Annotated in this window: 19 protein-coding genes; 9 read left to right on the forward strand and 10 right to left on the reverse strand. The window is 37.1% G+C overall.

Annotated elements, in window-relative coordinates:
* Positions 1 to 132: 132 nt before the first annotated feature.
* From IPP64_12350 to IPP64_12365, 4 genes are all read right to left on the reverse strand, one after another.
* Positions 133 to 2,430, reverse strand: a complete 2,298-nt coding sequence (locus IPP64_12350) for a patatin-like phospholipase family protein (GenBank protein ID MBL0330178.1) — start codon at positions 2,428 to 2,430, stop codon at positions 133 to 135.
* Between the two features lie 130 nt (positions 2,431 to 2,560).
* Positions 2,561 to 3,358, reverse strand: a complete 798-nt coding sequence (locus IPP64_12355; protein MBL0330179.1) for an ABC transporter substrate-binding protein — start codon at positions 3,356 to 3,358, stop codon at positions 2,561 to 2,563.
* 76 nt (positions 3,359 to 3,434) lie between these two features.
* Positions 3,435 to 4,805, reverse strand: coding sequence for a pyridoxal-phosphate dependent enzyme (locus IPP64_12360; protein ID MBL0330180.1), 1,371 nt, complete (start codon positions 4,803 to 4,805; stop codon positions 3,435 to 3,437).
* Between the two features lie 154 nt (positions 4,806 to 4,959).
* Complete coding sequence (locus tag IPP64_12365) at positions 4,960 to 6,216, reverse strand: ABC transporter permease (protein ID MBL0330181.1); 1,257 nt, start codon at positions 6,214 to 6,216, stop codon at positions 4,960 to 4,962.
* Positions 6,217 to 6,241: 25 nt separating this feature from the next.
* Here IPP64_12365 and IPP64_12370 point away from each other — a divergent pair, with 25 nt between their 5' ends.
* From IPP64_12370 to IPP64_12385, 4 genes are all read left to right on the forward strand, one after another.
* Positions 6,242 to 7,489, forward strand: a complete 1,248-nt coding sequence (locus tag IPP64_12370) for a DUF1343 domain-containing protein (protein ID MBL0330182.1) — start codon at positions 6,242 to 6,244, stop codon at positions 7,487 to 7,489.
* 69 nt (positions 7,490 to 7,558) lie between these two features.
* Complete coding sequence (locus IPP64_12375; GenBank protein MBL0330183.1) at positions 7,559 to 8,983, forward strand: FAD-dependent monooxygenase; 1,425 nt, start codon at positions 7,559 to 7,561, stop codon at positions 8,981 to 8,983.
* An 87-nt stretch (positions 8,984 to 9,070) separates the two neighbouring features.
* Positions 9,071 to 10,288 (forward strand): PHB depolymerase family esterase, encoded by a 1,218-nt coding sequence (locus IPP64_12380; protein ID MBL0330184.1) that lies wholly within the window; start codon positions 9,071 to 9,073, stop codon positions 10,286 to 10,288.
* A gap of 268 nt (positions 10,289 to 10,556) precedes the next feature.
* The gene (locus IPP64_12385; GenBank protein MBL0330185.1) at positions 10,557 to 11,228 is read left to right on the forward strand and encodes a hypothetical protein; all 672 of its coding nucleotides are present in this window, start codon (positions 10,557 to 10,559) and stop codon (positions 11,226 to 11,228) included.
* A gap of 158 nt (positions 11,229 to 11,386) precedes the next feature.
* Here the strand turns inward: IPP64_12385 and IPP64_12390 are convergent, their stop codons facing one another.
* The gene (locus IPP64_12390; protein ID MBL0330186.1) at positions 11,387 to 13,150 is read right to left on the reverse strand and encodes an ABC transporter ATP-binding protein; all 1,764 of its coding nucleotides are present in this window, start codon (positions 13,148 to 13,150) and stop codon (positions 11,387 to 11,389) included.
* A 138-nt stretch (positions 13,151 to 13,288) separates the two neighbouring features.
* On the opposite strand from IPP64_12390, the gene IPP64_12395 reads away from it, so the two are divergent.
* On the forward strand, positions 13,289 to 13,675 hold the full coding sequence (locus IPP64_12395) for a hypothetical protein (protein ID MBL0330187.1): 387 nt from the start codon (positions 13,289 to 13,291) through the stop codon (positions 13,673 to 13,675).
* Between the two features lie 2 nt (positions 13,676 to 13,677).
* The gene (locus tag IPP64_12400) at positions 13,678 to 14,079 is read left to right on the forward strand and encodes a hypothetical protein (GenBank protein MBL0330188.1); all 402 of its coding nucleotides are present in this window, start codon (positions 13,678 to 13,680) and stop codon (positions 14,077 to 14,079) included.
* Here IPP64_12400 and IPP64_12405 read toward each other — a convergent pair.
* The 4 genes from IPP64_12405 to IPP64_12420 all read right to left on the reverse strand — a co-directional run bounded on the left by IPP64_12405 (position 14,062) and on the right by IPP64_12420 (position 17,147).
* Positions 14,062 to 14,712: a phospholipase gene (locus IPP64_12405; protein MBL0330189.1), complete on the reverse strand. Its 651-nt coding sequence runs from the start codon at positions 14,710 to 14,712 to the stop codon at positions 14,062 to 14,064. The genes IPP64_12400 and IPP64_12405 overlap by 18 nt on opposite strands.
* Positions 14,713 to 14,783: 71 nt before the next feature.
* On the reverse strand, positions 14,784 to 15,638 hold the full coding sequence (locus IPP64_12410) for a hypothetical protein (protein ID MBL0330190.1): 855 nt from the start codon (positions 15,636 to 15,638) through the stop codon (positions 14,784 to 14,786).
* A gap of 70 nt (positions 15,639 to 15,708) precedes the next feature.
* Positions 15,709 to 16,887 carry a beta-lactamase family protein gene (locus tag IPP64_12415; GenBank protein MBL0330191.1) on the reverse strand — a complete coding sequence of 393 codons (1,179 nt, stop codon included), beginning with the start codon at positions 16,885 to 16,887 and terminating at the stop codon, positions 15,709 to 15,711.
* A gap of 11 nt (positions 16,888 to 16,898) precedes the next feature.
* Positions 16,899 to 17,147, reverse strand: a complete 249-nt coding sequence (locus IPP64_12420) for an RNA-binding protein (GenBank protein MBL0330192.1) — start codon at positions 17,145 to 17,147, stop codon at positions 16,899 to 16,901.
* A 111-nt stretch (positions 17,148 to 17,258) separates the two neighbouring features.
* Here IPP64_12420 and IPP64_12425 point away from each other — a divergent pair, with 111 nt between their 5' ends.
* Positions 17,259 to 17,891: a TonB-dependent receptor gene (locus tag IPP64_12425; GenBank protein ID MBL0330193.1), complete on the forward strand. Its 633-nt coding sequence runs from the start codon at positions 17,259 to 17,261 to the stop codon at positions 17,889 to 17,891.
* A 35-nt stretch (positions 17,892 to 17,926) separates the two neighbouring features.
* Complete coding sequence (locus IPP64_12430; GenBank protein MBL0330194.1) at positions 17,927 to 18,565, forward strand: YiiX family permuted papain-like enzyme; 639 nt, start codon at positions 17,927 to 17,929, stop codon at positions 18,563 to 18,565.
* A 32-nt stretch (positions 18,566 to 18,597) separates the two neighbouring features.
* Here the strand turns inward: IPP64_12430 and IPP64_12435 are convergent, their stop codons facing one another.
* On the reverse strand, positions 18,598 to 19,851 hold the full coding sequence (locus IPP64_12435) for a glycosyltransferase family 4 protein (protein MBL0330195.1): 1,254 nt from the start codon (positions 19,849 to 19,851) through the stop codon (positions 18,598 to 18,600).
* A 134-nt stretch (positions 19,852 to 19,985) separates the two neighbouring features.
* Here IPP64_12435 and IPP64_12440 point away from each other — a divergent pair, with 134 nt between their 5' ends.
* Positions 19,986 to 23,447, forward strand: a complete 3,462-nt coding sequence (locus tag IPP64_12440; GenBank protein MBL0330196.1) for a gliding motility-associated C-terminal domain-containing protein — start codon at positions 19,986 to 19,988, stop codon at positions 23,445 to 23,447.
* The last annotated feature ends 70 nt before the right edge of the window (positions 23,448 to 23,517 follow it).

Consider the following 23,517-nt stretch of genomic DNA (forward strand, 5'->3'; position numbering starts at 1 on the left):
TTAATTAATTATTGTTTTTTATTTTTCGCCTAAGAAGAGCATACTTATATTATATATCCTCCTCAAATTGGGGTGCAAACTTATGTAAAATATAGTAAATATCAAAAAGAATTGATTACCAGATAGTTAAGCCTAATCTAAGGCTCTTTTGTTAAAAATGATGTATCCGAAATGGAAAAGGATGGAAACAGGATCTTTCACCTGATCATAATAATTGGCGGTAATGCTCATCGGTCCAACCGGAGTATGCCATACAAAACCTGCATTTGCAATATAATGTTGTAATGCAAAAGGAACTCCAAATTCCGTTTTCAAATCGGCCGTTTTTATCAATACCTGATAGGGTTGGTAGATATAACCTTCCATCCGAAACTCGATATTTTTTCGAATGTTGACGACAAATTTTACTCCACCTGCCACATATTTATGGGTCCGATAATTTTCATTGAAGATGGTTTTACTATCCGGACTCGGTTGAAAAGCTTGAGCGGATAAAATACTGGACGTATAATTCTGAAAGAGTGTTTGTGTAGAATACACACCTTCTCCAAACACTCCAATTTTGACGGTTCCCCTCCGATTAAAATAACGCTCACCAGTCAGCTTAAAAACAGCCCATTCGTGGTGATTTGAATTTTCAGCTGTATCCAAGGAAGTGGATCCTGGAGTATTGATTTCAATCCCGTTTACATAACGGGCACTAATTCTTAAAAACTCTCCTTGATTGGCATACTGTTTTCTATTCAACGAATTAATTTCATAATAACCTTTCACAGAAAACACATCAAAATTGGTTTGATCGGCCGTATCCAACTGAACAAAAAATGGCGTTTGATAATAACGATCGGTTAAACGCGCTACGGATGCTCCACCAACAATACGGCCCTTTTTGCCTGTGGGAAAACCAATATCCAAACCACCGTGCTCTTCATTTTGAATTAAATAGGCCGGCTTGGTGTCTTCCAAAAATGCGCTACTGCTTTTGTAATAATCCCACTTATTCCATGTTGCATTGGGTTCAATAAATATAGGAACACGTGTTGGAAAATCGAAGCGTGTTTTCAATTGAATGGAACTGTATAATTTTCCAAAATAGGCATTGGCCATAATTCCCGCTGCAAATTTTCCTAAATAGTTGTACTGAACACCTATATAACCGTCACTAATCGGACGGTTTGAAAAATTTCCGCCAAAATCCGTAATCAGATTCCGTTCTTTTTTAATTCGCAAATACAAATCGTAATACCCTGTTTTTGCATTGTATTTGACTTTCGGATAAATGTATTTGATTTTATTGTCGGCAGACAACCGGAAATATCCTTCCTTCATATCTTCCAGATTCACCACTTTATTTTTATGACGCAATACCTTTCTCACATATTCCGATTGTTTTTTATTTAATCCTTCGATATAAATATTATCAAAAACAATCTTCGGTTCCGAACTCTTAAAATTACTTCGTTTGATTGTTAATTCTTCTTTCGTTCTGCGTTGCTCTACAAATGTTTTTATAAAATCCATCTGTCGCATTGCAGCAGCGTAACCACTATCAATAAGGGGCTGCAAGTCGCCAAACTCAAACAAACCCACATCTGTTTTGGGTTCAATAATCACTCCTCCTTCACATAAAATATCGTAATTGGATTTGCTTTGCAACATCGATTTGATTTGCGACAATAAATTGTCTTCATCCGGTGGAGGATTATTTCCACTCACATTGCTACCAATCATAAAATCAGGAAAACATTCCTCATACATTACATTGGAGGGAAAATTATTATACAAACCTCCATCAAACAACAATTTGCCATCCACTAAAATGGGTTTAATGTAAAACGGATACGACATGGATGCTCGCACGGCTTCAGCCAAATCCCCCTTCCTAAAAACAACGGATTCCTTTTTTTCGATATCCGATGCCACACAACGAAAGGGAATAAACAAACTATCAAAATTATAATTGGCCACCGCTGATGGTCCAGCAGCCAATTCCATCATTCCAAAATCCATTGCAACCGGAGATATGAGATTGGTAGGCAATGTGGAAACAAAAGCGGAGTCGAGAGATAATTTAAACGTTACCCAAGAGGCATTGTCATCGGTTCGCTTAAAGTAATAGGCGTATTTCTGATCTACAATTCCTTCTGACCAATTTTTAAAACGCTCCGTTTTTACCAATGCTTCCAGCTGTTCCGGAGAATATCCCATGGCATACAACGAACCAATCAATGCACCCATGGAGGTACCTGTAATGTAATCAATCGGGATATTGTTGTCTTCCAGCGCCTTCAAAACCCCAATATGGGCAATACCACTGGCCGCACCTCCACTTAATACAACACCTACTTTTTGTGCTTGAGCAGAATTTGGAGAAAGAAACAGCGATACAAAAAGAATACAGAAAAGAAATATTGGCTTTAAAAAAGTCATTGTTTTTTGTTGCTTCACAAAGCTACTAATAATATCAAAGGAATTGGAAGATTGGAAGATTGAAAATTGAAAAATTACATCCTAAAAGGTAAAACAGACCAATAAACCAATATATAAGCGAACTAATCGACTATGGTTTAGACGTAATTTCTTCAATTAGTTGCTTAAAATATTCCGGAGATTTTAATAAACGTGAACCATACCAAGAAAACAATTCGCCATCTACAATTAAAATGTGTGCATCCGGACAAATCGCTTTTAATTCATGAATGTGTTTTTCTTTAAAAGGATAAGGTTCGGAAGACAACAAGATTACTTGTGGCTTTGATGCGGTAATTTCTACTCCTGTTACTTCCGGGTATCGTCCCTCAAAAATATTTTTTAATCCGCATACCCATAACAGCTCGTTGATGAATGTATTTCTGCCGGCAACCATGTAAGGATTGTTCCAGATGAAATAGGCCGTTGTTGGTTGTTCGTTGTTCGTTGTTGGTTGCTTGAATTGATTAAATCCAGATTCAATTCTAAGCTTGAGAAAAGTGGCTTCTTGTTGTTTTCCTACCAAGGTTCCCACCCGGGTGATCATATCATACGCATCTTTTAACGTATAAATATCACTCATCCAGACATTGTAATCCTTCATTAATAATTCAATCTGCTTTTGCTCATTTTCCTCCTTATTACCAATGATTAAATCGGGTTGCAGTGCTTTTATTTTTTCAAAATCAATTTGTTTGGTTCCTCCAATACGCGTTTTGGTTTTGAACCATTCATCTGGGTGGATACAAAATTTGGTAATCCCAATCACCTCATCACGCAAACCCAAATCGTATAACAATTCTGTTTGGGAAGGCACAAGGGAGATAATCCTTTTTGGTGGAGAGGATAATTCGATTTTACGATTAAGTTGGTCGGTGAAGATAGACATCAGGAAAAAAGTCAAATAAGTTAAATGGGGTAATTTAGGTTTTGCCTAAATTACCCCATTTAACCCAATTAACATATTACTTTGTTAAAGCATTCATAATATCATAACACGTAATGATATAGGTTTTATCCAATTTAAAATCCTTTACCAATACTGCTAAATTTTTATCGTTCACCATTGCCGATAATGAATCAATCGGTGTAGAAATATCTACAAACGGAAATGGAGCCGCCATGATGGTTTCAATCTTTTGATTTTTAATATCTGGATTTGCGATAATCTTTTGATACAACATGCTCTCGTTTAAAGAACCAACAATTCGTTTATCATGCGAAACAGGAATCTGAGAAATATCCATCTTGTTCATCAATGCTACTGCATTTCCTACAGTATCCGTGCTTTCGATGGTGATCAATTTTCCGTTGGTATTGTTGTTTACCAAATCTTTCGCTACCAATCCTTTTTTATCAAAGAATCCTTTTTCCATCATCCACTCATCGTTGAACATTTTTCCTAAATAACGTGTTCCATGATCATGGAAAATTACCACGACTAGATCACCTTCTTTCAATTCATCTTTCAACTGTAACAATCCGGCCATCGCTGATCCTGCAGAGTTACCTGCAAAAATTCCTTCTCGTTTGGTAATTTCACGTGTCATGATGGCTGCATCTTTATCCGTAACTTTTTCAAAACGATCGATGATACTGAAATCCACATTTTGTGGTAAAAAATCTTCTCCGATACCTTCGGTGATGTAAGGGTAAATTTCGTTTTTATCAAAGATTCCGGTTTCCTTGTATTTTTTAAAAACCGAGCCATACGTATCAATTCCCCATACTTTGATGGTTGGGTTTTTCTCTTTTAAATATCTTCCAGTTCCACAAATGGTTCCACCTGTTCCAACACCCACTACTAAGTGAGTAATCTTTCCTTCTGTTTGTTCCCAGATTTCCGGACCGGTTTGTTCGTAATGTGCTTGTGAGTTACTTAAGTTATCGTATTGATTGGGTTTCCATGCATTTTCTACTTCAGCAACTAAACGTGACGAAACGGAATAATAAGAACGTGGATCTTCCGGTTCAACGTCAGTCGGACAAACAATTACATCCGCACCAAAAGCACGTAAAGCATCAACTTTTTCTTTTGATTGTTTATCGGTTGTAGTAAAAATACATTTGTATCCTTTGATAATCGCAGCAATTGCCAACCCCATTCCGGTATTCCCGCTGGTTCCTTCAATGATGGTTCCACCCGGTTTTAATCGTCCATCTTTTTCTGCGTCTTCAATCATCTTCAACGCCATACGATCCTTAATCGAGTTTCCGGGATTAAAGGTTTCTACTTTTGCATATACTGTTGCTTTTAGGCCTTTTGTCAGGTTATTGATACGAACCATCGGAGTATTACCAATTGTTCCTAAAATGTTATCACAGGTCTTTTTCATATTACGGATAGCGAATTATTACGAATTTACGAATCTAAGTTTTCTTTGAGGAGCCAAAAATACAAATTTAAAGCAGAATATTAATGCATTGAGAGTCATTGTTCTTGAACATAATAAATAACAAACACAGATTCGTTTTATTCGTTTTCTGTACCTAACTGAAGCGTATCGCTTTCACGGGAGTAATTTTCGAAACGATAAAGCTCGGAATAATTAACATCAATAAACAACATAGCAATGTTCCGTGATTCAATAGTAAAACATCCATCAAATTTAAATGTATCGGAATTTGTGAGATGTAATATATTTTTTCATCCAACTTAAAAATACCAAAGTGTTGCTGAAGAAGTGCAATCGCAATTCCAAAAATATTTCCCCACAGCAATCCTTTTCCGATTAGATACACAGAGTTGTACAAAAATATTTTCTGAACGCTTCCATTACTTGCGCCCATCGCTTTCAAAATTCCAATCATGTTGGTGCGTTCCAAAATCAAAATCAACAAGGCCGAAATCATATTGATGCCGGCTACAATCACCATCAATACCAACACCACAATTACATTCACATCAATCATTTCCAGCCACGAAAAAATAGCTGGATTTGTTTGCTTGATGGTCATCGCCACCAACCCTTGTCCGATTAACCCATCCACATCATAACCGATGTCATCAATCTTTTTATAATCTTTAATTGCAATTTCAAAACCTGCAACTTCATCCTCTTGCCAGCCGTTCATTTTCTGAATGCGTTTGATATCAGACAACACCAACGTTTTATCAATATCTTCCAAGCCGGTTTCATAAATCCCTGAAATGTAAAAATCTTTGGCAGCAGTTTCGGTCCTCACTTTTGTTCCTAAACTATCAAACCGATCAACAATAAAATAGATGATCATTTTATCGTTTAATTTCAAATTCAGTTTATCGCTAATGTGTTTGGAGATTACAATGTTTTTGGAAACGGTATCCGCTGTTAAATCCAATGCTTTCCCTTCCACAAAACATTTGTTCAAAAAAGTCCAATCGTAATCCGAAGCAATTCCTTTTAAAACAATTCCTTCGTTATCCGTTTTTGTTTTTACAATACCGCTTTTGGTGGCATATACCGAAATGTGTTTAATTTCCGGATTGGAGTTAATCTCCGGCAAAAAAGGTTGAATTCGGCTGATGGGTTTCGGTTCTGCACTAATATTGTTATCGTAATTGGAGATTTGAATATGTGAGTTAAAGCCAATCAACTTTCCTTTGATTTCGTTTTGAAAACCGGTTACTACCGCTACCGCCAATATCATTACCGCCAAGCCGAGTGTAATGCCCAACACCGAAATGCGCACAATTGGGCGCGAAAGTTGATGAGAAGCACTTGAACCGGAAAGGATTCGTTTAGCAATGAAACGTTCGATGTTCAAAATTTAGTAGCTTTGTTTAGATTATATGATTTACAAAAATACTCTTTTACCGCCAATGTTATTTAGAGCTTATCGAGAAATCTTTACAATTGCAACACTGCTTCTATTTGCAGCTTTTGCCAACGCGCAAGGCATTACCAAAATAGAAACGGCTGTTAAAACCATAAATGATTTAAAAGTGGGAGCCGACCGCACAACCGAATACCTTCCGTTATTAAAAGGCAAATCGATAGCAGTAGTCGCCAACCAGTCTTCTGTTATTAAAACCACCCATTTAGTAGACAGTCTGATTGCCTTAAAAGTTTCCGTTAAAAAAGTATTTTGTCCGGAGCATGGTTTCCGTGGCTTGGTGGATGCCGGAGAAAAAGTGGCAACCGAAAAAGATGCAAAGACCGGATTGAGTATTATATCACTTTATGGCAAAAACAAAAAACCATCGGCAGCGGATTTAAAAGATGTGGATGTGGTAATTTTCGACATACAAGATGTGGGCGTTCGTTTTTATACCTACCTCTCTACCTTGCATTATGTGATGGAAGCCTGTGCCGAAAACAACAAACAAGTAATTGTATTGGATCGTCCGAATCCAAACGGGCATTATATTGACGGACCTGTTTTGGAGGATGCTTATAAATCGTTTTTAGGTTTACATCCAGTTCCAATTGTATATGGATTAACCATTGGTGAATATGCACAAATGATTAATGGTGAAGGTTGGTTAAAAGGTGGAGTAAAATGTAATTTAAAAGTGATTACCATTACCAACTATTCACATAACGACATGTTTGAATTGGGTATTCGTCCATCACCCAACTTACCGAATATGAGTTCGGTATATTTATATCCAAGTTTAGGATTGTTTGAAGGCACACAAATTTCGGTGGGACGCGGAACCGACTTCCCGTTTCAAGTAATTGGGAGTCCGGTTTTAGAAAAAGCCAATTATAAATTTACGCCACAACCTAAGCCGGGAGCGATGGAGCCAAAGTACAAAGGCATCGAATGCAAAGGGCATAACTTATCCGAGTTTGGGAAAGAATACATGAAAGACACCAAGAAAATTTATTTATTTTGGTTGATCGGTACGTATGCGAACACTCCTGACAAATCAAAATTCTTTGATGAAAATTTTAATTTCCATGCCGGCAATGCTACCTTGCAACAACAAATTAAAGACGGAGTAAACGAAGATGCAATCCGCAAAAGTTGGGATCCTGGTATTACAAAATTTAAAGTCATCAGAAAAAAGTATTTGTTGTATAAGGATTTTTAAAAAGATACATCATTACCCATAATCTAAAATCAATTAATCGAAAAGGTGGTAAAGGAAGAAGCCTACTGGATGATTTGTCCGGAATGTCTGGGGCGCGGTAAAAAAAGTCAACGACTCCGCAAGAGCGTTCGACTCCGCTACCAAATGGCTGTTGACCAATTTGAAAAATCAAAAAATACTGGATTGCCTCCTATTCGCCCGAAGGGACATCTCTCTGCTTGTGTAAAATGTTCCGGCTCCGGCTTGCTTCCTTCTCCAAATCCTCCAAAAGCAGATACAGAAAATTACCCTCATGTTGCAATTATTGGTGGCGGCATTGGCGGAGTAGCATTGGCTGTAGCCTGCTTGCATCGCGGTATTCCTTTTACATTATTTGAACGTGATAATAGCTTTGATGCGCGCGCTCAAGGTTATGGACTCACACTCCAACAAGCCAGCAAGGCCATTGAAGGCTTGGGCATTTTTTCGTTGAAGGAAGGTGTGGTTTCAACCAGACATGTGGTACATACTACAGAAGGAAAAATAATTGGGGAATGGGGAATGCGAAAATGGATGCAAACGAATGCTAAAAAAGTTCCCAAGCGCACGAATGTGCATATCGCTCGACAAGCATTACGGTTTGCATTGCTTGAGCAACTGGGTGGAGAAAATGCCGTGCAGTGGGGACATCAATTGCTGAGTTGGAAAGAATCTGCAGACAAAAGTATCGAGCTAAATTTTCAAGTGGATGGAACAATAAAAAGTGCAAAAGCAGACCTTGTGGTTGGAGCAGATGGCATTCGTAGTTCGGTGCGCAAGTTGGTGATTGGTGACGAAATTACTCCATTGCAGTATCTTGGTTGTATTGTGATATTGGGCATTTGTCCGCTCAAAGCACTCGAAGGACTGGAAAGTGAATTACTGGATTCAGCCACTGTATTTCAAACTGCAAATGGTCATGAACGAATATATGTGATGCCCTATTCGTCCGACACCGTAATGTGGCAACTGAGTTTTCCAATGTCGGAAGAAGACGCAAAGGCTTTGAGTGCTCAAGGTTCCCAGGCGCTAAAGCAAGAAGCATGCAACAGAACACAATGGCATACTCCTATTCCACAGATTTTAGCAGCAACTCCAGAAGCACACATTTCCGGCTATCCAGTGTACGACAGAGAAATGCTTACAATAGAATTATTGGAAAAAGCAGGAGCAGTAGCACTGATTGGTGATGCGGCACATCCGATGAGTCCGTTTAAAGGACAAGGAGCAAACCAAGCATTGCTGGATGCATTGGCTTTGGCTCGCGCAATCGCCAAAGGATGCAGACCATTCTCAAACTGGAGAGAAATGGGAATCCGGAAAAGTGTATTAACTGAATTTGAATCAGAAATGATTGCACGCAGTGAAATCAAAGTGAAAGGTTCTGAAGAAGCGGTAAAGTTTCTTCACTCCGAAATTGTACTCCATGAAGGAGATGAGCCAAGAGGGAGATGCTTGAAAAAAAAGATTCCGTAAAAAAATCGTTTTCAATAAATTGTTTTGAAGGTTAGTTTAATAACACGAAGGCATTTTTTTCGTTTCTTTACAAGAAAGAAATTAAGCATGAACAAAAAAAATATTCTCCTCCTCCTTCTTACCTTTTTCTTTTTTCATATTTCATTTTCCCAGGATTTAAAACGTGTTCGTCATTTTGGAAAAAACAAAGGTCATTTAAAAATGTACCTACATACACCACCCAATGCAGACAAATCAAAACCTGCACCCATGGTCGTTGTTTTGCATGGCTGTTTGCAATGCGCAACCAAAGTACAAAAGCAATCGGGATGGAGTAAGTTGGCCGATGAAAATGGTTTTTATGTTTTATATCCACAACAACGTTTTTTTAATAATCCTGAAAAATGTTTCAGATGGTACAAGCGCAAACACACAAATAAAGGTCGCGGAGAAAATGCATCCATCAAAAAAATGGTGGAGTATATGCAGGCCAACTATGCGATTGATTCTTCCAAAATATTTATTACCGGCTTATCTGCCGGAGCCGCGATGAGTGTCGTCATGATGGCCGATTATCCGGAAACATTTAATTCGGGGGCAGTGTTTGCCGGTGGTGCATACAAAGCAGGCAATGGCTATGTAAGTGCAGCAATGGCCTTTTTAGGTTGGCGTGTAAAGCCTGCAGAGAAATGGGCAAACATTGTTCGCAAACAAAATCCCAATTACAAAGGTGAATACCCCCGCATGATTATTTATCAAGGCAACAGCGATTGGATTGTAAACAAACGCAATGGTGTTGAGATTATGAAACAGTGGACCAGCTTGCACCATATCAGCACAACACCGACCGAAACCATTGATGGTTATTTAAATGTAAAAGACATTCATCGTTTGGCTTACAACAGTCCGACAAAAAAAGAAGCAGTTGTTTTTTACAAAGTAGATAAATTGAGTCATGCTTTGTTGGTTGATCCCGGCAAATGTAAAAACCAAGGTGGACGAAGAGGTTTTTTCTCGAAAGATAAAAATTACAATTCCACCTTGTGGACAGCTTATGATTTCGGATTGTTAAAAGCACCGGAGATTGATGGTCCGCACGAAGCATTGTTAAAACAAACGGTAACCTATTCGGTACCACTTACTAACGGTTGTACCTACGAATGGACTTTTCCGGAAGGATGCACATTGGTGACCGACCAAAACACCAATTCCATCACATTGAATTGGGGCGCCTCCAGCGGTTGCATTAACGTTACAGAAATGGATGCAAATGGCTGTAAAAAGCAATTCAAGACGGTTTTTGTAACTGTACGGGATTTCAAATAAGCACTCAAGCTTCAGAAGAAGATAAATCTTAACTATTTATTAAGAGAAACAAGCCTTCCAACTAACTCCTTCCCAAAAGTCGCCCCACAAGTCCTATTCAACAAACCTCTCAAGGTTATTAACAGTATTAACAATTGACAAAACCACTAATTTTATTAAACATACAGACGTAATTAACACCCACATGTTCATTACTTTAATTCCCAAGTTAAAAAGTCGCAGTCAAGTGCTTTAATTTTGTTCTATAAAATCCTAATTCATAACTGCTATGAAAAGAGCACTTTACGTATTGTCATTTTTAGCGTTTGTTTTTTTGTTGCCTGTGGCATCCGTTGCAGGAGATGACAAAAACATCAAAATTGGTGAAAAAGAGAGCGACATCAAGGCAGAAAAAGTGATGGCCACTTTCGAGATCCAATCTTTCAAAATCAGTAAAGATGGAATGGTGAGTTGGACCGCAAAAAACGAATCTGGTTCCTTGCCATATATTGTCGAACAATATATTTTCGATAAATGGGTAACGGTTGCAAAAATAAATGGAATTGGTAGTCCGACCCCTAACTCCTACTCTGTCCCGGTTATTTTAAACAGTGGAGAGAATAAATTCAGAGTAAAACAAAAGGGATACGATAAGATGAGTAAGTTTTCAGATGCAGTAACCTATTACTCCAAAAAGGAACCGGTAAATTATACTGTAAAAAACAAAAATCAATTATTAGAATTTACAAGTGATACGTATTTCATTGTTTACAATCCTTACGGAGCAATTGTAAAGCAAGGTTATGGAAATTCATTAAACATTTCGGAATATGCGAAAGGATATTATTGTTTGGTATACGACAATAAGTTAGGCGGCTTCGAAAAGAAAAAAGTGTGGTTTAAAAATAGTTTTTGTCCAATTGTAATCAACCCTATTCATGTCCGCAAGAAAAAGAAATAAAACAAAGACTCCAAAAACGAAAGCTCAGAAAAAAGACTTGTTTTTGATTCCCTTGCAATTCTAGTTCACTTCTTTAGTTTGAAGTAGTTGGTTGATTTTTTAACGTTGCCTTTTTGAGCACATACGTTATAAAAATCAAATCTTTATTCACTGCTACATTAAACTCGTTCACCAATCTGTTGTCTCCACATTGCATAGTACAACCCCTTCTGAGCAAGCAAATCATCGTGTTTTCCAAACTCCGTAATTTTACCTTTTTCCAAGCAGAAAATTTTATCCGCATGCATGATGGTACTCAAGCGATGGGCAATCATGATGGTTACCTGATTTTTATTTTCAGAAAGTGACTTCACCGTATTACTGATTTCTTCTTCAGTAATTGAATCCAAGGACGAAGTAGCTTCATCAAATACAAGTAAAGAAGGCTTACGCAAAAGTGCTCGTGCAATGGATAAACGTTGTTTTTCACCACCCGATACTTTCACCCCACCTTCACCAATCATGGTGTTGATACCGTTTTCAGCACGTGCTAATAAACTATGGCATGCTGCTTTGTGTAATACATCCAAACATTCTTCATCGGTTGCATTCGGAGCAACAAACAATAAATTTTCTTTGATTGTTCCGGAAAAAAGTTGTGTGTCTTGTGTAACAAATCCAATTTGAGAGCGCAATTCATCCAAGTCGATGGTATTATAATTGTTTCCGTTGTATTCAATTTTTCCATCCAGCGGAGGATACAATCCAACCAACAATTTCACCAAGGTGGTTTTTCCGGAGCCGGAAGGCCCCACAAATGCTATGGTTTCACCCTTCTTAGCATCAAAAGAAATACCATCCAAGGCATTGTTGTTTGCAGATTGATGTTTAAAGCTCACATTTAAAAACTCCAATTTTTCAATTCCCTTAATGCTTACCGGTTGGTTTGGTTTTACATCTTTTGGTGTGTCTAAGATGGCTTTAAAATTATCAAGGGAGACTTCCGCTTCACGATAAATGTTAATGATATTTCCCAATTCCTGAAGTGGTCCGAAGATAAAGAACGAATAGATCTGCATCGCAAACAACTGTCCGAGCGACATGACATCCCCGAAAATAAAATACAACAAAAGAAAAAGAATACTGCTTCTTAAAAAATTCACGAACGTTCCTTGGATAAAGCTGATACTGCGGATGTAGCGTACTTTCTTCAATTCCAATCCCAATATTTTCACGGTGGTATCATTCAGTCGCTTGATTTCCTGATCGGCCAAACCTAAACTTTTAATCAACTCAATGTTGCGAAGCGATTCGGTGGTTGAACCCGCTAATGCAGTGGTTTCACCAACGATTTTTTTCTGAATGATTTTTATTTTCTTACTTAATAAAGAAGAAATAAACGCTAAAATAGGAACAGCAGAAAAGTAAACCACCGCAATCATCCAGTGAATGTTAACGGCATAAATCATCACGAAGACAACTCCAACTAAGGATGTGAAGAGAATGCTAACAAAGGCCATGATTAACTTTTCGACATCAATACGAACTTTTTGAAGTTTACCTAATGTTTCACCGCTGCGTTGATCTTCAAAAACCTGATAGGGCAATTCCAATGAATGTTTTAATCCATCCGAATAAATTTGAGCACCTAGTTTTTGCGTAATGACATTTACAAAATAATCCTGAAAGTTTTTAGCTATCCTGGAAACCATGGCAGCGCCCATTCCTAATAAGATAAGCAGCCCAACACCTTTTACAAACTGATAACGTGTTAACACATCGTGGTGCTCCGTTTTTATATGAGGTGTTGTTGCAAAGTCGTCAACAATTCGACTGAAGATATAAGTATCAATGAGTGAAAAAATTTGATTGATGGCGGCCAATACCAAGGCTAAAACAACAAGCCATCTGTATCTTTTCAGGTAATTATATAATAGTTTCATAAGGGGGAGGTCAGATTTTGTGCAAAGATACGCTAATTGTATGTACCTACATACAAATTTTACATTTTAGCGCTGGCTTTTTCAACTATTTTTGACTAACTTCGCATCGACTAATACTAAATTTGAGTCGACCAACAAGTGCAAATACTAGACAAAATAAACATTTCTCTTGGGACGATTTCTATTCAAGAAGAAGGGATTCTCCGTTTTGATATCGATTCAGTTGATGAAATAACCTTGCAAAATTTAAAAGAACATTTAGAAGTTGTAAAAGCGCTCGGGAATGGAAAATCATTTTGCAACTTGGTTGTTCTAACTAAATTTATTCAAGTAGGAGACGATGCACGTAAATTTGCAGCAAGTAAAGACAGTAACATGTATACCCTTGCCGATGCATTCGTGATTAATTCTGTTGCTTTAAAAATTGTAGGCAACTTTTACATTCGCTACAACAAACCAGTGCGACCAACCCGTTTGTTTACGGATGAATCAGAAGCCCTGCGGTGGCTAAGAACATTTTTATAAACATGGAAAGCCTAACCATTGATATCATTAAACAAGTTGATTTTGAAGACAAATTCGTTGCACTTCGAAGCGATGGAATTGTTTTTGTAAGTATCAATAGCAGTGAGGATGTTGAAATTAAAGATGTGAAAGAAGTGGTGAGTGCCTTAGAACAAATCGGGAATGGAAAAAAATTTCCATTGTTGATTATTACGCACAAATATACGTTACCTGCACCCGAAGCAAGGTCCTATATTGCTACTGCCGAATCCGACCCATATGCGAGTGCAGAGGCTTACGTGATTCAATCCTTATCACAAAAATTAGTTGGAAATGTCTACTTAAAATTCAACAAACCTGCCCGTCCGACACATATCTTTACAAGCGAAGAAAAAGCAGTTGAATGGCTAAAAACGTTTTTGTAAATTACTTAAAACCGTTTTATCAATTTCGTGCTTCCCTTTAAAACGTATTAATTCAAAGTCAATCTTATTCTTTTTCAAAAAGTCACTTTGTTTGACAACCTCTTCTTCATTTATAAATTCGTCTGCATCACCAACAACAACATACGTTTTCAAAGTATCAAACACGCTTCTATCTTGTTTAAAATTCATATCCGGAGGAAAAGCACCTGCCCATAAAATAAAATTATCCGCCTGCACGTTCCCATTCGCAACCCATCGACAAACCGTTGCTGTGCCTTGAGAAAACCCCAAAATATTTACTTTAACCTTTCTATTTTTAAAGGATGACATCACTTCATCATACACCAGATTCAAATAGTTCACATAATCCGAAATATCATTTTCACGATCTTCCTTTGTCATCCAACTTGCTACCACCCTTTCCGAAAAGCCTTTCCAATAAAAACGATGCAATCCTTCAGGCGCAACAATTAAATGTTTTGCAGGGTCCAATTCATCGAAATTTTTAATAAAGTAATTGGCCAATTGCGCATAGCCATGACAAACAAACCAAACCTGTTCGATTTGTTCTGTGGGCTCATTCAAGATGAAATAACGCGCTGTTTTGGGTATCGTTATGTTTTTTTGCTGCATGTGTATCCATAAAAAAACACCGTCACTCACAACTATTTGAAATGACGGTGTTTATTATAATTCGATTTTTTTTATTCAACTACAACTACCAAATATTTGGAAGCACTCCAAAAATCTTCGGCATTGGTAATCACAATCTTTTCTGCTTTCCCATCAGCGCCTTCAATTTTATAAGAACCAGCAGGATGAGTTGTGATAATTTTTGCTTTTTTAGCACCTAAAACGATTTCAGAAACAACAGAAATATCCACTTTTGTAAAATATCCCTTATTGAAATCTTCCTTCATTTTCGCTGTTTTACCCATTCCGATAAAACCACCTTCTTTGGTCAACACATTATTCTTAATCAATTCTTTTGATGTTCCAAAGGCATAATAAGCAGTATTTAATTTTTCCGTTTTAACCGCTGACTCATGCGTTGCTTCTTCGTAATTTAAGTTCAAAGCTGTCATCTCAACATTCATACGCTCCAATTGACCTTTCAAATCATTGATTTGAGCATCTTTCTCTTCGATTTCAGTTGTTAAACGAGCAATAAATTTCTCCAACTCATCATTTTTCTGGTTCGAATCTTTCAATTTCGATTTTAAAGAAGCAATGCGTTGTTTGTTCTTGTTCATGATATCATAAATCGATTGGATATCATCCACAATTTGTTGCTCCTTTGTTTTGCGAACTTCAGGATCTTTACTGTTTTCAGAAACAATTTTTTCTTTTCTCTTAATCTCATCTAAATTATCCTGAATTTCATTAAATCCACGGATAAACGATTGAATACTGGAGTCCTGTCTGTCGATACGAACAGCTTGACCACCGGAAATAGCTGTCAAACTATCTTCAGCAGACAATACCCCATCTTTGCCGCCACCACCACAAGAAGTAACCACAAAAGGTAAAAAGGCTAATAAATAAACGATTTTTTTCATCTGAATTGTTTTAAATTTTCTGCAAAGATAGGTGAAATAGGGATAGATTAGAAAAATGAAGATTGAAAAATTATTCTTCCATCTCTACTGCGCTAGAATTCGCGTTGAGAATTTCTAAAACACCTTGGATTTGATAGGTGCTGCGGTTGTACTTATTCCCTAAAACAATTACCGTTGTTTGATCCGCTGGTCTTCTAAAAAACAAGGTATTATAGCCATGCCACCACCCGTTGTGATAGATGATTTTCGGATTTTTACCATCATCGGTTAACCGCCAACCATAACCATAATTGCGTTTCCCTTTATGCTCATTGCTGTAGCCGGTAAATGCCAAATCTTTCGTTTCTTTCTTAAGTAAGGTTTCACCATAAAACGATTGATCCCATTTCAACATATCTTCTACGGTGGAATAAATCCCTTTGTCGCCTACTACATCATCTGCATAGGTTTCATCCTCAAAATAACCAGACGCTTTATGTCCCATCGTTTTGTTCTTATGCGCTATTGTTCCTTTTGGATTGTGTACCCAGGAATGATCCATACCCAACGGTTTAAATACATTTTGTTCTACATAATCCGCAAAACTTTGTCCGGATACTTTTTCAACGATACAAGCAAGAATAGCGTAGTTAGTATTCGAATATTCAAATTTTTTATTGGGTTGCGCATACACATCACATTTGTTGTTGGTAATAATTTCCATCATTGCAGCATTATCAAAAACACCTTTATTGTATTTATTGGGTTTCTCACAAAATTTTTCACAGCAATAAATGTAATTAAACAACCCCGAACGATGTGATAGCAATAAATCAATTGTTATTCCACTATAGGGAAATTTCGGAAAATACTTTTGTACATTGTCTTTCAATGAAAGTTTCCCCTGATCCATCAACATTAAGATGGCGGTTGCTGTAAATGTTTTGGAAACAGAAGCTAATTGAAAAGCGGAATTAATTTGAAGTGAATCTTTTGTTTTTAAATTGGCGAAACCAAAACTGTTTTTATAAATCACCTGTCCTTTTTGCGCCACCAATACACAACCATTAAAACCTGCTAATTTGGCTTTATTTTTAAACAAAGTATCCAGGCGTTGCGCTTTTTCGCTGGCACGAATCTCCTTTCGAACTTTTAAGATACTATCATTTGACGCAGCAAATTCTTTTTCTCGCGCCTGATCTCCTGTTTCGGAAGCGCAACAAAGCAACAGCGAAATAAAAAAAAGAAAAACAAACTTTAATTGGCTCATGGGCAACTATTTTATCTTCTTCTTTCTTCCGCTTCCTGAACAATTAACTCACGTCCTTTTACTTCTTTCCCATTCAAGGCTTCGATTGCTTTCTGACCATCCGCTTTTTTAGCCATTTCCAAGAAGGCAAATCCTTTTGATTCCCAGGTAATGGTATCATACACAATTTTAGTGGAAACTACTTCTCCAAACTGGGCAAATAAACCTTCCAATTGCATTTCATTGATATCTCTATCTAGGTTTTTAACAAATATCTTCATGGTGCTACGAATTACGAATTTTAACGAATTACGAATCTGTTGATGTTAAACTTTCACAAATATATTTTTTAAAACGATTTTTGATTAACTTTGGGAAACGAATAAGCTAACATGAGAAAGTTAATAACCTTTACATTGTTTTTATTTAGTGCGGCTTTTATCCAAGCACAAAGCACAACTGACGATTATTTCAATCCGTCAAAACCCAAGCTATTATCAAAAGATAGGGTATCAGCCTCTATTTCAGCAGGAGCTGGAGTTAGCTTTCTAGGCGCTTCAAAAAACACGGCCTTCACAACATTTATTGCACCTAAAATTGGCTACCAATTAACCAATCGCTTCAAATTAAATGTAGGGTTGATGCATTATTCAATAACCGGCAACACCTTTATGCCCATTAATCAGAATGAAGCGTTGTTTAACACCAACAATAAAGCACGGACTGGCAATTTGTTATTTGTAGAAGGACAATATCAATTAAACAAACGTGTTGCTGTTTCCGGAGCGGTAATTTACGATGCCAACAACATGGCAAACCGACAAAACAACTTCAAAGCAGTTTCAGTTGGAATGGATTACAAAGTTTCTAAAAACAGTACATTAAGCTTCAGGACAGTTGTATCTCAAGGGAACAGTCCATACATCAATAATGGATTCGGAGCACAAACCAATCCGATGATGTTTGATAGTTTCGGAGGCTTTGGTAACGACTTTACCAATCGCTTGAATTCGAGCATCCGATAATCGTTTCAAAACTAATTTCTTAATCCCTTCAACTCATGCAAAAGAGATACCTTCATCTGGTTTCCGTTACTATTGTAATTTTTTGCATCTCCATTTTTATTGCCTGCAGTTTCACAGAGAAAACAAGTAGTTTTCAAAACGGAGATATCATTTTTCAAACCTCACAATCAAAGCAGTGCACGGCTGTGCGAATTGCGACTCGTTCCATATATAGCCATTGTGGAGTCATTTATATTGAAAATAGTAAAGTATATGTTTACGAAGCTGTAGGTCCGGTTAAGCTCACACCATTCAGCGAATGGATACAACATGGAAAAGATTCTAAATATGTTGTAAAGCGACTAAAAGATGCAGCTACTTCATTAACACCTGCCATCTTTTCGAAAGTAAAAGCTAGCGGAGAAAAGTACAAAGGAAAAAGTTATGACATCTATTTCGGATGGAGTGATGATAAAATCTATTGCTCCGAATTGGTTTGGAAAATATACAAACAAGGGGCGAACATTGAAATTGGGAAATTGCAAAAGCTGAAAGAGTTTGATTTATCCAGCAAAGAAGTACAAGCCATTTTAAAAGAACGCTACGGAGACAACATTCCATCCGAAGAAATTGTAATATCTCCGCAAAGCATTTTTGAAAGTGATTTACTAGAAACAGTTAAGGATACTTACTAACACCTTTCTTTATTACTTTATTACTTTATCCCTTAGTTACTTAGTTTTTTCTTCCCTTTCTCCTCAATCCACTTCGACATGTACTTTGTACTACCTAAAGTATGATGCATCAACATGGCTCCAGTGAAATTTTTCAACCGATGCTGTTGGAGATTTTTTTGCAGAAATAGTATTTGTTCAATCAATTTCGCTCCGTGAAATTCTTTTGAATAAAAATTATTGATGATTTTAATTCCATTGTCCTGAGATTTCTGCCAAAGCGCTTTCTCTGTATATAATTTCACTGCTGCAGCCGCAAATTCTTGTGGGGTATTTGCAACGATTCCGTTCCATTCAAAAGACCCATGCATTCCTTCTGCTCCAATTTCCGTTGTTACACTTGGCGTTCCGCACTGCATCGCTTCTACTAATTTCCCTTTTATTCCTGCACCGAATCGTAAAGGAGCCAAACACACCTTTGCTTCTTTCACTACCTGCATTGCATCTTCTGCTCTGCCTTTAATCATGAAGCCTTCTTTTACATTATTTAATTCATTTACCTTTTGAGAAGCGTATGCACCGTAAACATTTAACTGAGCTCCTGGCAACTGCTTTCGTATCAACGGCCAAATTTCTTCTTTTAGATATTGAACTGCATTCCAATTGGGTTCGTGAATAAAATTTCCGATGGTGATAAAATGATTTCTTTCTTCAAACAACGGCCACTTTTTTTGTGTCACCTCATCAATTTTATTTAACAAAAAAGGAACATAATGTAAAAGCGAAAGATCAACTTTAAAATAATCTTGCAAGAGTTTCATTTCGAAATCGGAAATAATCAACGAAGTGTCAGAACGAAGAATACTAGCAATTTCGCGCTTGGCTGTATCGGAAAACAAATCTTCAGTGGTAAATGGTCGTTTTTCTTTGAATGCCAATTGGCGGGCTTGGCGGAGACAATGTAAATCAATCGTATCTAAAACTCTCAGGGCATCTGGAGCATTTTCTGCTACCCGCCAACCAAATTGTTCTTCAATCATAAATCGATCAAAAATCACAATGCTTGGATGTAGTTTCAAAATAAACTCATCAAAACTTTTGTTATTCAACTCGATTTTCACTTTTTCTATTCCCAACGTTTGAACATCAAAAGCATATTCACTATCACTTGAAGCTGAAGCGAACGTGATTTTATAATTTTGTTTTTGAAACAATTCGATTAATTGCAACGTTCGACTACCTGCCGCAGAAGAATTTGGCTCAGGCCAAACGGTTCCTATAATTAAAATTTGCTGAGATTGAACCATAAATCATGTTGAATTCATTAAAAAGCTGAACAAATCTAAAAAAAATGCCTGAATACCATTTTTATGAAGTATTTAAAGCCAATAAACTTCATTATCAGCTCAAATGTTTTATATTCGTTAAAACATACAACAAGATGTTAAAAGCCGTCACTTCCATTCTACTTTTTTTTAGCATTACCAATGCTTTAGGACAAACCAAATGGACAAACAAACACTTGTTTGAACAAAAGAATTTTATTGAAAACAAAAGCCAGTTTGACGACAAAAAACTCCCTAACAACGAACTGGTTCGTTTCTCTGCCCATATAGATGGGGTAGAATTTTGTTTTACCAACAGTGGGTATACAATCATAAAAATAGAGCGAATCAAAAAAAACACACAAGAAAAATCCGGAACAGGAAAAGACATAACCACTGAGGAAAAAGAAAAAAAAGAGCTTCAACAACAAATTAATGAATTATTTTATGAATTAAAGTTTATTGACATTAATCCTAATTCAATGATTATTGCTGAAAACAGAGTAAGCAATTACTACTCATATTCTGATCTTAAAAGTGAAGGCAAAAAAGGAACAATCATAGCGAATGCCTTTACTAAACTAACTTACCGGGACATCTATCCTTTTACGGATATTGTTTTTGAATTTCCAAAAGATTCGAGTGGAATTAAATACAGCATATATCTTCATCCAGGAGCTGATGTTGAAAGAGTAAAAATGCTTTTACCAGAAAACTCCAAAGCAAAAATCATAAAACATAACTTAGAAATAAACTCCCCTATTGGAAAAATTATAGATCATAAACCCATTTCTTTTTCAGCCAAAACAAAATCATTCATAAAAAGTAAATTCACTTTGTCGGGTAATCAAATCGGATTTAAAATTGACAACAGCAACAAAAGTGAAACAATTGTAATTGATCCATGGACCGTGACTCCTGTCTTTGCCAGCTCAAATGACGCATATGATATTGACTACGACAATGCAGGAAATGTTTATGTGCACGGTGGAATATTTGCAGGAAATCCCATTTTGTTGAAATACAATCCAAGCGGTGTATTGGTTTGGACCTATACAGCTACATTATTTAATTCGGGATACGACTATGGTGATTTTGCTGTTGACAGAAGTTCAAACAGCATTTATGTTGTGCAAGGTTTTAGATCAAGTGGCGCTCAAGTTGTAAAAATGAACTCAAGCGCTCTTGTCATGGCCGTGTATAGCGGACATGCATTGTTTTCAGAAATGTGGAGAATATCATTTAGCAGATGTAATCAACAAGCTGTAATTGCTGGAGGAGGAATAACGAGTCCCACTTATCAAACTTGCTATTTAGATACTAATTTAACTAGTCTATCAATGGTACAATATGTTCCAACATTAAATGCAGGCCATGATGTAAATATGCTCGCACTCGACAACTATGGTAATTGTTATCAAATAACAAACAAAGCAGGTATTTCAGATGGAATATTTGAAAACCAATTAGTTAAACTTCCACTACCAACTCTAATGCCCACAACTTATAACGTAAGTACTAATTATGCACTTTTTGAAGGCGCATCCAATATGTTCTATGGAGGAAGTCTTTTCAATGCAAACGGATATAATGGATTAACAACTTCTAACACCATTGTGTATTCATATGATAGTTATGTATTAAAAAAATGGGATGGTCCAACTGGAAATTTATTGGTTTACAAACGAATTAGCTTTCCTCCTGGTGGTGATTCTATGAAAGTATTTTGGGGAGGTCTTTCAGCAGATGATTGCGGAAATTTATTTTTGGCAGATAACGATACTGTTCATCAATATGATGCTACATTGACATTGATAAATTCATATCCTATGTCGGGTGTTATAACCGATGTTGTATTAAACAACAGTGGCGAATTATATGTTTGCGGTTTAGGGTTTGCTACAACACTAACCCCAACTGGACTCATTAATTGTACAAGTGGTGGCACCTTGGGGCTAACCACAACAACAACCGATGCCACCTGCATATCGCCTGGTTCTGCAACAGCGACTGTTACAGGTGGAAGTCCTCCTTACAACATTGTTTGGAATACTTCTCCTCCTCAATATGGAACAACCATTACTGGTGTTCCTCCAGGAACGTATATCGTTACAATAACTGAAAGTTCATGTTTTTCTGAAACTTTAACTGATACAGTTACAATTGGGGCAACAGGTGGTGCATTTTTTTCTACGCCATTCATTACTGAAGGTTGTGTTGGCTTAGTCAATAATGGTGCAATTACCGTTACTCCAACTGGCGGGGTTTTGCCATACACTTATAGTTGGTCAACGGGTCCAGGCGACACAACAAATACAGTTACTGGATTATCTCCTGGGACATACACTTTAACAATTACAGACAGCGCTGGATGTACGAATACGTATCCCGCTTTGGTTGTTGACACTGCTTCAGGAGTAAATATTTCTTTTGGTGGCGCAATCAATTGCAACAGCGACACAACAACTTTATCAATTATTTTATCGGGAGGTTCTCCTCCATACGGAGTGAATTGGACAACACCTGTTTCAACGGGAACAACTATATTTGGTGTTACAGCGGGGAATTTTGCTGGAACTGTAACCGATGCTAGTGGATGCGTTCAACCTTTTACACATACACTTACAGAGCCACCACCTTTTATTGCCAGCTCTACGTCTTCTTTTAATTGTGCTGTTCCAAACTCAGGAATAATCACTGTAACTGCATCAGGAGGAAGCAATCCTCCTTACACTTATTCGTGGACAGGTTTTCCGCTTAACACAACAAACACAAACACAAATTTACCACCAGGAACATATACAGTAACTGTGACTGATAGTAACATGTGTGTAATTACTTTGGTTGACACAATTGAAAATTATTCTCCATTAATTATTAATGGAACAACAGTGAATGCATGTTATGGTGGATCAAATGGCTCTATAACTGCAATTCCTTCTGGTGGGATAGGAGGCTCTTATTCCTATACTTGGTCAGTACTCCCAGTTGTGAATACAAGTACACTTTCACCCGTAACTTCAGGAACATATTCTGTTACCGTTACGAGTGGTTCTTGTTCTGCATTAGCATCCTTCTTTGTTGACATGGATCCAATTGTTGACACCTTAAGAATGATTACAAGTTATTGCAAAGGCGAAACAACAGCCAATATAACAATAGGAGGAACTACTCAAGAACCTTACAATTGGATGACTTTACCAGGCATCAATATACCTGGGGCAACACAAAACAACTTTACCGGAAATGTAAGCATGCTTAATACATATCTTGTAATGTGGTGGCTAAATGGATGTAGATATCTTACCACGAATATTGATAGCACCGTATTCCCATTCTTATTTGCTACAACTCCGACAAATGTATTTAGCCCAAACAATGATGCAAATAACGATTTGTTTTTCCCTTTCGTTGAACTGACCAATTCTGCTGGAGTGAATTATTATGAAGAGTATCATCTTCAAATTTTCGATCGTTGGGGTAAAAAAGTTTTTGAAACAAATTCATCAGAAAAAGGGTGGAATGGAATAACTATCAAAAATAAAAAGCAGATGCTGGTGTTTATTTTTGGATTGTAACCGGGAAAACCAACTGCCACAGCAAGGAATTTGAAGAGAAAGGATTTGTGGAATTGGTAAGATAAAAACA

The organism is Bacteroidota bacterium, from assembly GCA_016722565.1.
GTDB lineage: Bacteria > Bacteroidota > Bacteroidia > 2-12-FULL-35-15 > 2-12-FULL-35-15 > 2-12-FULL-35-15.